Annotated in this window: 12 protein-coding genes; 7 read left to right on the top strand and 5 right to left on the bottom strand. The window is 71.4% G+C overall.

Translation table 11 applies throughout. The features are described 5' to 3' along the window. Positions 1-121: 121 nt before the first annotated feature. The gene (locus tag EBH09_RS23205; RefSeq protein WP_121748872.1) at positions 122-1,264 is read right to left on the bottom strand and encodes an adenylate/guanylate cyclase domain-containing protein; all 1,143 of its coding nucleotides are present in this window, start codon (positions 1,262-1,264) and stop codon (positions 122-124) included. A gap of 119 nt (positions 1,265-1,383) precedes the next feature. Further along, positions 1,384-2,250, bottom strand: coding sequence for a biotin--[acetyl-CoA-carboxylase] ligase (locus tag EBH09_RS23200; RefSeq protein ID WP_121748871.1), 867 nt, complete (start codon positions 2,248-2,250; stop codon positions 1,384-1,386). Positions 2,251-2,360: 110 nt separating this feature from the next. Here EBH09_RS23200 and EBH09_RS23195 point away from each other — a divergent pair, with 110 nt between their 5' ends. The 4 genes from EBH09_RS23195 (at position 2,361) to EBH09_RS23180 (ending at position 5,100) form a co-directional block, all read left to right on the top strand. Further along, positions 2,361-3,953, top strand: a complete 1,593-nt coding sequence (locus EBH09_RS23195; RefSeq protein WP_121748870.1) for an acyl-CoA carboxylase subunit beta — start codon at positions 2,361-2,363, stop codon at positions 3,951-3,953. Between the two features lie 9 nt (positions 3,954-3,962). After that, positions 3,963-4,172 carry an acyl-CoA carboxylase subunit epsilon gene (locus EBH09_RS23190; protein WP_121748869.1) on the top strand — a complete coding sequence of 70 codons (210 nt, stop codon included), beginning with the start codon at positions 3,963-3,965 and terminating at the stop codon, positions 4,170-4,172. 147 nt (positions 4,173-4,319) lie between these two features. Further along, entirely contained in the window at positions 4,320-4,448 is a 129-nt protein-coding gene (locus tag EBH09_RS39825) for a hypothetical protein (RefSeq protein ID WP_121748868.1), read from the top strand. Between the two features lie 31 nt (positions 4,449-4,479). Then, positions 4,480-5,100 carry a nucleoside triphosphate pyrophosphatase gene (locus EBH09_RS23180; protein ID WP_121748867.1) on the top strand — a complete coding sequence of 207 codons (621 nt, stop codon included), beginning with the start codon at positions 4,480-4,482 and terminating at the stop codon, positions 5,098-5,100. Here the strand turns inward: EBH09_RS23180 and EBH09_RS23175 are convergent. Further along, positions 5,069-5,554 carry a hypothetical protein gene (locus tag EBH09_RS23175; protein ID WP_121748866.1) on the bottom strand — a complete coding sequence of 162 codons (486 nt, stop codon included), beginning with the start codon at positions 5,552-5,554 and terminating at the stop codon, positions 5,069-5,071. The two genes, EBH09_RS23180 and EBH09_RS23175, sit on opposite strands and share 32 nt — an antisense overlap. A gap of 374 nt (positions 5,555-5,928) precedes the next feature. On the opposite strand from EBH09_RS23175, the gene EBH09_RS23170 reads away from it, so the two are divergent. Then, positions 5,929-7,701, top strand: a complete 1,773-nt coding sequence (locus EBH09_RS23170; protein WP_121748865.1) for a biotin carboxylase N-terminal domain-containing protein — start codon at positions 5,929-5,931, stop codon at positions 7,699-7,701. Between the two features lie 96 nt (positions 7,702-7,797). Here EBH09_RS23170 and EBH09_RS23165 read toward each other — a convergent pair whose 3' ends face one another. Together EBH09_RS23165 and EBH09_RS23160 are read right to left on the bottom strand one after the other, a co-directional pair. Beyond that, positions 7,798-8,787, bottom strand: a complete 990-nt coding sequence (locus EBH09_RS23165; protein WP_121748864.1) for a DeoR/GlpR family DNA-binding transcription regulator — start codon at positions 8,785-8,787, stop codon at positions 7,798-7,800. A gap of 190 nt (positions 8,788-8,977) precedes the next feature. Beyond that, positions 8,978-10,426, bottom strand: coding sequence for an NAD(P)H-quinone dehydrogenase (locus EBH09_RS23160; RefSeq protein ID WP_193776479.1), 1,449 nt, complete (start codon positions 10,424-10,426; stop codon positions 8,978-8,980). An 86-nt stretch (positions 10,427-10,512) separates the two neighbouring features. On the opposite strand from EBH09_RS23160, the gene EBH09_RS23155 reads away from it, so the two are divergent. Both EBH09_RS23155 and EBH09_RS23150 read left to right on the top strand, forming a co-directional pair. Next, positions 10,513-10,950, top strand: a complete 438-nt coding sequence (locus EBH09_RS23155) for a gamma-glutamylcyclotransferase (protein ID WP_121748863.1) — start codon at positions 10,513-10,515, stop codon at positions 10,948-10,950. A gap of 95 nt (positions 10,951-11,045) precedes the next feature. After that, positions 11,046-11,882 (top strand): purine-nucleoside phosphorylase, encoded by an 837-nt coding sequence (locus EBH09_RS23150; protein ID WP_121748862.1) that lies wholly within the window; start codon positions 11,046-11,048, stop codon positions 11,880-11,882. Positions 11,883-12,362: the final 480 nt, after the last annotated feature.

The following is a 12,362-nucleotide window of genomic DNA, read 5'->3' as shown; positions in this document are numbered from 1 at the left end:
CGACGGCGGCGGCTGACGCACGGCCCGCGTCGCTGCGCGGGCCACCCGGGGCTCCCGGGTGGACGGACGGGCACCGGGCGGGCCCTGCGACTCCCGCCGTCCCCCCGGCGCGCCGCAGGCCCTACGACTCCCCGCCGTCCCCCCGCCGCGTGAGCAGCCACGGCTCCACCACGCCGAGACCACGCACCGGCCGCTGCCACATCGGCTGGAGCGCGAAGCGGTACGCCGGCGGCTCCTCGCCCTCCTTCTCCGCCGCGGCGGCCTCCTCGGCGGCCGCGGCCTCCGAGGCCGGGGCGTCGCGCGTACGGATCAGCTCCTCCGCGAGGGCGGCATCGACGAGGACGGCGTCCCGGGGAGCTATCGAGGTGAGCCGGGAGGCCAGGTTGACGGTCGTACCGAAGACGTCGCCCATCCGGGTGGTCACCGTGCCGAAGGCGATGCCGACGCGCAGTTCCGGCATGGTCTCGTCGTTCGCCATCGTCTCGATGAGACGCAGCGCGATCTCGGCGGCCGTACCGGCGTCGTCCGCGGCGTAGAGCACCTCGTCGCCGAGGGTCTTGATCAGCCGTCCGCCGCGTGCGGCCACCAGGTCGGCGCAGGTGGTCTCGAAGGCCTCGACCAGCTCGCCGAGCTCCTCCTCCTCCATCCGGCGGGTCAGCCGGGTGAACCCGACCAGGTCCGCGAAGCCGACCGCGAGACGCCGGTCCACCATCTCCTCGTCGTCACCGGCCTGGACGACCCGGCCGGCCGATGCGGCGAGCTGGCGCCGCCAGACGTAGACGAGGAACTCCTGCAGCTCGGGCAGGAGCAGCTCGACGATGGGATACGTCACCTCGGTGCGTGTCATCCCGGGCTCCGGAGGCTCGGTCAGACCCTCCAGGAAGGAGTCGATCTGCCACTCGGCCAACCGGGCGGTGGTCTGCCCCGTGGACCGCGCCACCTGCACGGCCATGGCCTCGCTGAGCAGCCCCGCCTCCACCAGACCGGCCAGGCGCCGCAGGGCGAGGACGTCCGCCTCGGTGAGCGCCTTGGCCTGGCCGATGTCGGCGAAGCCCATGGCCCGCCAGAAGCGGGAGGCCAGCTCCATGGAGACGCCCGCGCTGCGGGCGGCCTGGAAGGGCGTGTAGCGGCGCTCGGCGCCCAGAATGAGCCCTTCGAGGCGCAGCGCGAGCGGGTCCTCGCCGGAGTCGGCGGACTCCGGGTCGGGCTCGGGGTCCACCCGGCCGCCCCCGTCCGCGCCGGAGCCCGTGTCGTCGACGGTCACGCCTGCTGCCCTTCCGATCTGCTGCGGTCAGGTTCGACCGGCCCCAACTTTACGTCAGGTGTGCCCCAGCTCACTCCCGGCGAGCTCACGGCCGCGGCCCGCCGCACGGGTGGGCGCGTTCAAGCCAACCGCAAGTGCACGATGTCCCCCGCCCCCACCGGCTCCTGCACCCCCGCCTCGGTGGCCAGCACGAGCCTCCCGTCCCCGTCCACGGCCACCGCCTCCCCCACGAGGGACCGCTCCCCCGGAAGCTCCGCCCGCACCACCCGGCCGAGTGTCGCGCACCCCGCCGCGTACGTCTCCTGGAGCCCGCTGACCGCCGGGTCGCCCTCGGCCGCCCGCCACCGCCCGTACCAGTCCTCGAGCGAGCGCAGTATTCCCCGCAGCAGCGGATCCCGGTCGGTGTTCGCGGCCCCGGCCAGCGCCAGGGACCCGGCGCGCGGCACCGGGAGTTCGTCGGCCCGGAGGGTGACGTTGATGCCCACACCGATGACGACCCCGTCGTCCCCGGCCCGCTCGGCGAGGATGCCGCCCGCCTTGCGCTCCTCGTCGCCGACCGTCACCAGCAGGTCGTTGGGCCACTTCAGGGCCGTATCGACACCCGCCGCCCGGGAGAGCCCGGTCGCCACCGCGACGCCGGTGAGCAGCGGCAGCCAGCCCCAGCGGGTCACCGGCACCTCGGTGGGCCGCAGCAGTACGGAGAAGAAGAGCCCGGAGCGGGCCGGCGCCGTCCACTGCCGGTCCAGCCGGCCACGCGCGGCGGTCTGCTCCTCGGCGACGAGGACGGCCCCTTCGTCCAGGTCCCCCTCGGCGGCACGGGCCACGAGGTCGGAGTTGGTGGAGCCGGTGCGCTGCACCACGTCCACCTGCCGCCACAGCCCTCCCTCCCGCACCAGCCCCCGGCGCAGGGCCGTGGTGTTGAGGGGCGGCCGGTCCAGGTCGGACCACCGGTTGTTCGGGGAGCCAGAGGCATCTCGGGGCGTCATGCAACCCACACTAGGTGTGGGAAACACCGCACTGCCGATCGGAAGGCCCCCTACTACTCTACGGATGAGTAACCGTCCCCCCTTTTGAGCAGGCAGGGAGCCGCATCCCGATGTCCGAGCCGGAAGAGCAGCAGCCCGACATCCACACGACCGCGGGCAAGCTCGCGGATCTCAGGCGCCGTATCGAGGAAGCGACGCACGCCGGTTCGGAACGCGCCGTCGAGAAGCAGCACGCCAAGGGCAAGCTGACGGCCCGTGAGCGCATCGACCTCCTCCTCGACGAGGGGTCCTTCGTCGAGCTGGACGAGTTCGCCCGGCACCGCTCGACCAACTTCGGCCTCGACGCCAACCGCCCCTACGGTGACGGCGTCGTCACCGGCTACGGCACCGTCGACGGCCGCCCCGTCGCGGTCTTCTCCCAGGACTTCACCGTCTTCGGCGGCGCGTTGGGCGAGGTCTACGGCCAGAAGATCGTCAAGGTCATGGACTTCGCGCTGAAGACGGGCTGCCCGGTCATCGGCATCAACGACTCCGGCGGTGCCCGCATCCAGGAGGGCGTGGCCTCCCTCGGCGCCTACGGCGAGATCTTCCGCCGCAACACCCACGCCTCCGGCGTCATCCCGCAGATCAGCCTGGTCGTCGGCCCGTGCGCGGGCGGCGCGGTCTACTCCCCCGCGATCACCGACTTCACGGTCATGGTCGACCAGACCAGCCACATGTTCATCACCGGCCCCGACGTCATCAAGACCGTCACCGGCGAGGACGTCGGCTTCGAGGAGCTGGGCGGCGCCCGCACCCACAACTCCACCTCCGGCGTGGCCCACCACATGGCCGGCGACGAGAAGGACGCCATCGAGTACGTCAAGCAGCTGCTGTCGTACCTGCCGTCCAACAACCTCTCCGACCCGCCCGCCTTCCCGGAGGAGGCCGACCTCACGGTCACGGACGAGGACGCCGAGCTGGACGTGATCGTCCCGGACTCGGCGAACCAGCCGTACGACATGCACACCGTCATCGAGCACGTCCTCGACGACGCCGAGTTCTTCGAGACGCAGCCGCTGTTCGCGCCGAACATCCTCACGGGCTTCGGCCGCGTCGAGGGCCGCCCGGTCGGCATCGTCGCCAACCAGCCGATGCAGTTCGCCGGCTGCCTGGACATCACCGCGTCCGAGAAGGCCGCCCGCTTCGTCCGCACCTGCGACGCCTTCAACGTCCCGGTCATCACCTTCGTGGACGTCCCCGGTTTCCTCCCGGGCGTCGACCAGGAGCACGACGGCATCATCCGCCGCGGCGCCAAGCTGATCTTCGCCTACGCCGAGGCCACCGTCCCCCTGATCACGGTCATCACCCGCAAGGCCTTCGGCGGTGCCTACGACGTCATGGGCTCCAAGCACCTGGGCGCCGACCTGAACCTCGCCTGGCCCACCGCCCAGATCGCCGTCATGGGCGCCCAGGGCGCGGTCAACATCCTGCACCGCCGCACCATCACCGAGGCGGGTGACGACGCCGAGGCCACCCGCGCCCGCCTGATCCAGGAGTACGAGGACGCCCTCCTCAACCCCTACACGGCGGCCGAACGCGGCTACGTCGACGCGGTGATCATGCCGTCCGACACCCGCCGCCACATCGTCCGCGGCCTGCGTCAGCTGCGTACGAAGCGGGAATCCCTCCCCCCGAAGAAGCACGGCAACATCCCCCTCTAAGGAGCCGCTGTGACGATCAAGGTCGTACGGGGCAACCCCACCCCCGAGGAGCTGGCCGCCGCCCTGGCGGTGGTCCGCGCCCGCGCCGCGGCGGCAGCCGCCGAGCCGTCCGGCGCCGAGACCCCGCACGACGCGTGGTCCGACCCGTCCCGCATCGCGTCCCACCGGCTCCCTCACCCGGGCCCGGCGTCCTGGGGACGCACGTACTGGCCGGTCTGAGCCGCGGCCGGCCCAGGGGGCGCGGGGCTGTGCCGATATGCGGCTCCGCCGCGCCGGCGCACGGCACCACAACGGCATCACGACCCCGCGCCCCAAATAAGTACCCGTACTCAAGCGCCGCCCCCGGCCAAGCCCCACGCTGGTGGCATGCTCTGGTCCGACCCCGAGAACGAGCCGCCCAAGGAACTGCGCGACATGCAGGACATGCTGCGGCGGCTCAGCGTTTTCCTGGCGGCGGCAATGGTTCTCGCGATGATCGTGATCGGCCTGGGGTGAACCGCCCCGCCCGGTTGACTAACCTGATCCCATGACTGCTCAGCGCCGCAGGCGACTCGTCCTCGCCTCCCAGTCCCCGGCCCGGCTCGGCCTGCTCCGCCAGGCCGGGCTCGCCCCCGAGGTGCTCGTGAGCGGCGTCGACGAGGACGCCGTCACCGCGCCCAGCCCCGCCGAGCTGGCCCTCGCCCTCGCCGAGGCGAAGGCGTCCGTCGTGGCCGCGAAGCCCGAGGTGCACGGCGCCCTGGTGATCGGCTGCGACTCGGTGCTCGACCTGGACGGCCAGGCGCTCGGCAAGCCGGCGGACGCCGAGGAGGCCACCGCCCGCTGGAAGGCGATGCGCGGCCGGGCGGGCACGCTGCAGACCGGCCACTGCGTCTGGGACACCGCCTCCGGCCGCCACGTCTCGGCCACCGCATCCACCGTGGTCCGCTTCGGCGAGCCGACCGACGAGGAGGTCGCGGCCTACGTGGCCTCCGGCGAGCCCCTGTACGTCGCCGGGGCGTTCACCCTGGACGGCCGCTCGGCCCCGTTCATCGAGGGCATCGAGGGCGACCACGGGAACGTGATCGGCATCAGCCTGCCCCTCGTCCGCCGACTGCTGGCCGAACTCGGGGTCGGCATCACGGAGTTGTGGGCGCCGGCGGAGGGCTGACCGGGGAGGAGCCGTCGCCGCCCTTGCCCTCCTCGGGCCGCTGCCCGGCCGCGGGTTCCTGGCGAGCGTCGTAGGTCATCAGCAGCAGCACGATGAGGGCGAGGGCGAGGATCATGAAGAGGAAGGCGTGCCAGCCGACCAGTCCCCAGGTGAAGGCACCCAGCACCCCGTGCACCACGGCCGCGCTGATCAGCAGGACCCGGCCGAGCCCGGCGGGCGCCCGGTCGCGCAACGCCACGAGCAGGGCCACCAGCCCGCACAGTGCGAAGTAGAGCCCGAAGACGACACCGCCGATCTTCGAGGACACGGACATCATGTCCGGGTCGAGACCGGCCAGGGACATGTCCTGCCGGTCGACGACGACCCCGAGGAACCAGTTCAGCGCCGCGACGCCGACCGCCTCCGCGAAGAGCACGACCGCCACGATCCACGCCACCGGTCTGCGCACCGTCACCGGTCCCCACCCACTTTCGACCGCTGCCGCACAGGACAGCTGTTACTCCAAGTACGTTCGAGACACCGGGAACGTTACTAACGGGTAAACCTCGCGACAAGGGGTCCGCCGCGAGCAAAGAATCATTGGGCCATTCGTAGGGACTCCACAAAGAAACCGAGTGGCCCGCAGCACCCTCTTACAGAGACCTTGCCCACATCGGGGGGCTAGGGTTTCCCCGAGGAGTCCTGCGTATCGCGGTACGACAAGGGATTTCGCGGGTCGAGCGAGCCTCGAGTCACACTCCGTGTGGGCAAGCTCACCATTGGGGACGGGTCGTAGTGCCGTGTCGGCAGTCCCTAAACTCGGCTTGTTTCAAGGAGGGAGCCTCAATCGTGCGCAAGGTGCTCATCGCCAATCGTGGCGAAATCGCTGTCCGTGTGGCCCGGGCCTGCCGGGACGCCGGGATCGCGAGCGTGGCCGTCTACGCGGACCCGGACCGGGACGCTCTGCATGTCCGCGCCGCTGATGAGGCGTTCGCCCTGGGAGGTGACACCCCCGCCACCAGCTACCTGGACATCGCCAAGGTCCTCAACGCCGCACGCGAGTCCGGCGCGGACGCCATCCACCCCGGCTACGGATTCCTCTCCGAGAACGCGGAATTCGCCCAGGCGGTCCTCGACGCCGGCCTGATCTGGATCGGCCCGCCCCCACACGCCATCCGCGACCTCGGCGACAAGGTCGCCGCCCGCCACATCGCCCAGCGCGCCGGCGCCCCCCTGGTCGCCGGCACCCCCGACCCCGTCTCCGGCGCGGAAGAGGTCGTCGCCTTCGCGAAGGAACACGGCCTGCCCATCGCCATCAAAGCCGCCTTCGGCGGCGGCGGACGCGGCCTCAAAGTCGCCCGCACCCTCGAAGAAGTCCCCGAACTCTACGACTCCGCCGTCCGCGAGGCGGTCGCCGCCTTCGGCCGCGGCGAATGCTTCGTCGAGCGCTACCTCGACAAACCCCGCCACGTGGAAACCCAGTGCCTCGCCGACACCCACGGCAACGTGGTCGTCGTCTCCACCCGCGACTGCTCCCTCCAGCGCCGCCACCAGAAACTGGTCGAAGAAGCCCCCGCCCCGTTCCTGACCCAGGCCCAGGTCGACGAGCTGTACACCGCCTCCAAAGCCATCCTCAAGGAAGCCGGCTACGTCGGCGCCGGCACCGTCGAATTCCTCGTCGGCACCGACGGCACCATCTCCTTCCTCGAAGTCAACACCCGCCTCCAGGTCGAACACCCCGTCACCGAAGAAGTCGCCGGCATCGACCTCGTCCGCGAAATGTTCCGCATCGCCGACGGCGAAGAACTCGGCTACGACGACCCCGCCCTGCGCGGCCACTCCTTCGAGTTCCGCATCAACGGCGAAGACCCCGGCCGCGGCTTCCTCCCCGCCCCCGGCACCGTCACCCTCTTCGACCCACCCACCGGCCCCGGCATCCGCCTCGACGCCGGCGTCGAAACCGGCAGCGTCATCGGCCCCGCCTGGGACTCCCTGCTCGCCAAACTCATCGTCACCGGCCGCACCCGCGCCGAAGCCCTCCAACGCGCCTCCCGCGCCCTGGAGGAATTCACCGTCGAAGGCATGGCCACCGCGATTCCGTTTCATCGCAAGGTGGTCCAGGACCCGGCCTTCGCCCCCGAACTGACCGGCTCCACGGACCCCTTCACGGTCCACACCCGGTGGATCGAGACGGAGTTCGTCAACGACATCAAGCCCTTCACCGCCCCCGCGGGCACCGAGGCGGACGACGAGATCGGCCGGGAGACGGTCGTCGTCGAGGTCGGCGGCAAGCGCCTGGAGGTCTCCCTCCCCTCCAGCCTGGGCATGTCGCTGGCCCGCACCGGCCTGGCGGCCGGCGCCAAGCCCAAACGCCGCGCGGCGAAGAAGTCCGGCCCCGCCGCCTCCGGCGACACCCTCGCCTCCCCCATGCAGGGCACCATCGTCAAGATCGCGGTCGAGGAAGGCCAGGAAGTCCAGGAAGGCGACCTGATCGTCGTCCTGGAAGCCATGAAGATGGAACAGCCCCTCAACGCCCACAAGGCCGGCACCATCAAGGGCCTGGGCGCCGAAATCGGCGCCTCCGTCACCTCCGGCGCCCCCATCTGCGAGATCAAGGACTGAGCCGGCGCACGCAACGTCCGGGGCGCCCGGTGGACCACGACGGTCCGCCGGGCGCCCCGCCGTTGGTGCCGGGGACGCGACGGACCGTGCGGTGGCTCAGCGTCGGCGCAGATCCGCGACGCGCGCCCGTTCCGCCCCGGCGTTCTGCTCACCCAGGGCCGTGGCCGAGCGCAGGCCCGCCGCCGCGCCCGGGACCTGACGGCGTGGCCCCGGAAGCGGCACGTCCCGACGCTGCTGACGCGCCGGGACGGCATCATTTCCGGAGGCCCCCGGTCCCCCCGGGCCGGTCGTCGTCGCACCCCCCGACGCGCCGGTCACGGCGATCTGCACGCCCTGGTCGGCCAGGGCCTGGAGCTCGGTGGCGGCCCGGTCGTCGTGGGCGGGCGGCTCGTCCGTGACCAGGCGGGTGATGACGTCCGTGGGCACGGTCTGGAACATGGTGTCCGTGCCCAGCTTGGAGTGGTCGGCGAGGACCACGACCTCGGCGGCCGCCTGCACCAGCGCGCGGTCGACGGAAGCCGACAGCATGTTGGACGTGGACAGGCCCCGCTCGGCCGTCAGCCCGTTTCCGGACAGGAACGCCTTGGAGACCCGCAACCCTTGCAGGGACTGCTCGGCACCCGACCCGACGAGGGCGTAGTTGGACCCGCGGAGGGTGCCACCGGTCATCACGACCTCGACCCGGTTGGCATGGGCGAGGGCCTGGGCCACCAGCAGCGAGTTGGTGACGACGGTCAGCCCGGGCACCCGCGCGAGCCGGCGCGCCAGCTCCTGCGTCGTGGTGCCCGCCCCCACCACGATGGCCTCGCCTTCTTCGACGAAGCCCGCGGCGAGGTCGGCGATGGCCGTCTTCTCGGCGGTCGCGAGATGGGACTTCTGCGGGAAGCCGGACTCTCGCGTGAACCCGCCCGGCAATACCGCACCGCCGTGCCGGCGGTCGAGGAGTCCTTCTGCCTCCAGTGCGCGCACGTCCCGCCGTACGGTCACTTCGGAGGTCTGGACGACGCGGGCGAGCTCACGGAGCGATACGGCCCCGTTCGCTCGCACCATTTCGAGGATCAATTGGCGACGTTCTGCAGCGAACACGAAACTGACAGTAACCCCAACGACCGTCTGCTTTCAGCAGTATGCGCCGAATAACAGAAGTTGTTCGCACGCCAGAGCCGGAAGTGGTATACGGGCCTACCCGGGCCGCCTATGCCGCCCGCAAGCTCCGCAACTCCCTGTGACCAGCGGGGAGTCGGTTCCGGCCGTCGGCCCGATCCGAACGACGCCCCTAGCCCTCTCCGCCGGCCTTCCGCGTGTGCAGCTGCCGCGCCACCTCCGCGATCGACCCCGAAAGGGAGGGATACACGGTGAAGGCGTTCGCGATCTGTTCGACCGTCAGGTTGTTGTCGACCGCGATCGAGATGGGATGGATGAGCTCCGAGGCGCGCGGCGCCACCACCACACCACCCACGACGATCTCGGTACCCGGCCGGCAGAAGATCTTGACGAACCCGTCCCGGATGCCCTGCATCTTGGCGCGCGGGTTCCGCAGCAGCGGCAGCTTCACCACGCGGGCGTCGATCTTGCCGGCGTCGACGTCGGCCTGCGAGTACCCGACGGTGGCGATCTCGGGGTCGGTGAAGACGTTGGACGAGACGGTCTTCAGGTTCAGCGGGGTGACCGCGTCCCCGAGGAAGTGGTACATGGCGATGCGCCCCTGCATGGCGGCGACCGAGGCGAGCGCGAAGACGCCGGTCACGTCACCGGCGGCGTACACACCGGGAGCAGAGGTCCGGGAGACCCGGTCGGTCCGGATGTGCCCGGAGTCCTTGAGCTTGACCCCGGCCTCCTCCAACCCCATCCCGTCGGTGTTGGGAATGGCGCCGACGGCCACAAGGCAGTGCGACCCGGTGATGACGCGCCCGTCGGCGAGCGTCACCTCCACGCGGTCCCCGACACGCTTGGCGGACTGGGCCCGGGACCGCGACATGACGTTCATGCCGCGGCGCCGGAAGACGTCCTCCAGCACGGCGGCGGCGTCCGGGTCCTCGCCGGGCAGCACCCGGTCCCGCGACGACACGAGCGTGACCCGGGACCCCAGCGCCTGATAGGCACCGGCGAACTCGGCACCGGTCACACCCGAGCCCACCACGATGAGTTCCTCGGGCAGCTCGTCGAGGTCGTACACCTGGGTCCAGTTCAGAATGCGCTCCCCGTCGGGTCGCGCGTCCGGGAGTTCCCTCGGATGCCCACCGGTCGCGATCAGCACCGCGTCCGCGGTGAGCGTCTCCTCGCTCCCGTCGGCGGCGCGCACCACGACCTTCCGCGACCCGTCGAGCGCCTGCATGCCCTCCAGCCGCCCGCGCCCGCGCATGACCCGGGCACCGGCGCGCGTCACGGAGGCGGTGATGTCGTGCGACTGGGCGAGGGCCAGCCGCTTCACACGCCGGTTGACCTTGCCCAGATCCACGCCGACCACCCGGGCGGCCTGCTCCATGGGAGGGGTGTCGTCGGCGACGATGATCCCCAGTTCTTCATACGACGAATCGAAGGTGGTCATCACCTCGGCCGTCGCGATGAGGGTCTTGGACGGAACGCAGTCGGTCAGCACCGACGCCCCGCCCAGACCGTCGCAGTCGACGACGGTCACCTCCGCGCCGAGCTGCGCGGCCACCAGCGCCGCTTCGTATCCGCCGGGTCCGCCGCCAATGATCACGATCCGAGTCACGTACTCCATTGTCCCGCACCCTTCAATGTGGGGCCGCCCGGGGGCACGTCTGTTACAAGAGCGACTCCCGGGAGCCCTGCCGTACCCTCTCCCCCATGTCGCTCTACGCCGCTTATGCCGGCAACCTCGACGCGCGGTTGATGACCCGCCGCGCCCCGCACTCGCCGCTGCGCGCCACCGGCTGGCTGAACGGGTGGCGGCTGACCTTCGGGGGCGAGCACATGGGCTGGGAGGGCGCACTAGCGACCCTCGTCGAGGACCCGATCTCCCAGGTCTTCGTGGCTCTCTACGACATCGCGCCGATGGACGAGGACTCGATGGACCGCTGGGAGGGCGTGGGTCTGGACATATACCGCCGCACCCGCGTCCGCGTCCACACGCTGGAGGGCGAGGAGAACGCCTGGACGTACGTCCTGAACGCCTACGAGGGCGGTCTGCCCTCCGCCCGCTACCTGGGCGAGGTGGCGGACGCCGCGGAATCGGCCGGCGCGCCGCACGACTACGTCATGGAACTCCGCAAGCGCCCCTGCTGAGCCACCGGCCTCGTCAAAATCAACAAAACAACAATCGCAATCCCGTGAGCTCTGTCATCTACGCGCGTAGGCGTAAACCGGCTACCCTCTTCGGCGTGAACGCATCTCTTCTTCCGGACGACATCCAGGGCGCCTCCCCAGTAGACCCGAGGGCCGCCGCCGACGCCGCCGCGGCCCGCCTGCGCGAACTCACCGGCGCCGAGACCCACGACGTCGCCCTCGTGATGGGCTCCGGCTGGGCACCGGCCGTGGACGCCCTGGGCGCCCCCGAGGCCGATCTCCAGGTCACCGACCTGCCGGGCTTCCCGAAGCCCGCAGTGGAGGGACACGGCGGCAAGATCCGCTCGTACTCCATCGGCGACAAGCGAGCGCTGGTCTTCCTGGGCCGCACCCACTACTACGAGGGCCACGGCGTGGCCGCCGTCTCCCACGGCGTCCGCACGGCCGTCGCCGCCGGTGCCAAGACGATCATCCTGACCAACGGCTGCGGCGGCCTGCGTGAGGGCATGCGCCCCGGCCAGCCCGTCCTGATCAGCGACCACATCAACCTCACCGCCACCTCCCCCATCGTCGGCGCCAACTTCGTCGACCTCACCGACCTCTACTCCCCCCGCCTGCGCGCCCTGTGCAAGGAGGTCGACCCCACGCTGGAGGAGGGCGTCTACGCCCAGTTCCCCGGCCCGCACTACGAGACGCCGGCCGAGATCCGCATGGCCCGCGTCATCGGGGCCGACCTGGTGGGCATGTCGACGGTCCTGGAGGCGATCGCCGCCCGCGAGGCCGGCGCGGAGGTCCTGGGCATCTCCCTGGTGACCAACCTCGCGGCGGGCATGACGGGCGAGCCCCTCAACCACGAGGAGGTCCTCCAGGCGGGCCGCGACTCCGCCACGCGGATGGGTTCGCTGCTGACGCGGGTGCTCGGGCGGCTGTAGCCCGGACGGGCGCGTGCGGTGGGGCGGCGCTCGCTCGGCACCCGGCGTGGGTGCCGCCCCAGCGGCACAACTGCCCGCAGCTACGTGGGGCGGGGGAGGCCGGTAGCCGCGCACGGCGCGAAGGGGACGTGTCGGGGGGGTCCGCCCGCAGCGGTTGGCGCGTCCACGCCGGCACTTCCGTGGCCGACCGATTCCGCGCCGTTCCGAGGACGGACACCTCCCGGCGCGGCCCCGGCCCACGACGAAACGACCCGCGCCACGCGCACCCCCACCCAACCCGCACAGGTCGCCGCAGGCATCGCACCCCGCACAGACCACGACCACACACGAGAGGCTGACCCGACGTGCACGACGACCTCCTCGCACGGGCCACGGCATGGCTGGCCGAGGACCCCGACGCGGACACCCGCGCGGAACTCGCCGAGCTCATCGACGCCGAGGACCACGCCGAGCTCACCGCACGTTTCTCCGGCACCCTCC

Source organism: Streptomyces sp. E2N166 (assembly GCF_003671715.1).
Taxonomy (GTDB): Bacteria; Actinomycetota; Actinomycetes; order Streptomycetales; family Streptomycetaceae; genus Streptomyces; species Streptomyces thinghirensis.
The sequence above is the reverse complement of the archived record's forward strand: the minus strand, read 5'-3'. Positions and strand labels throughout refer to the sequence as shown.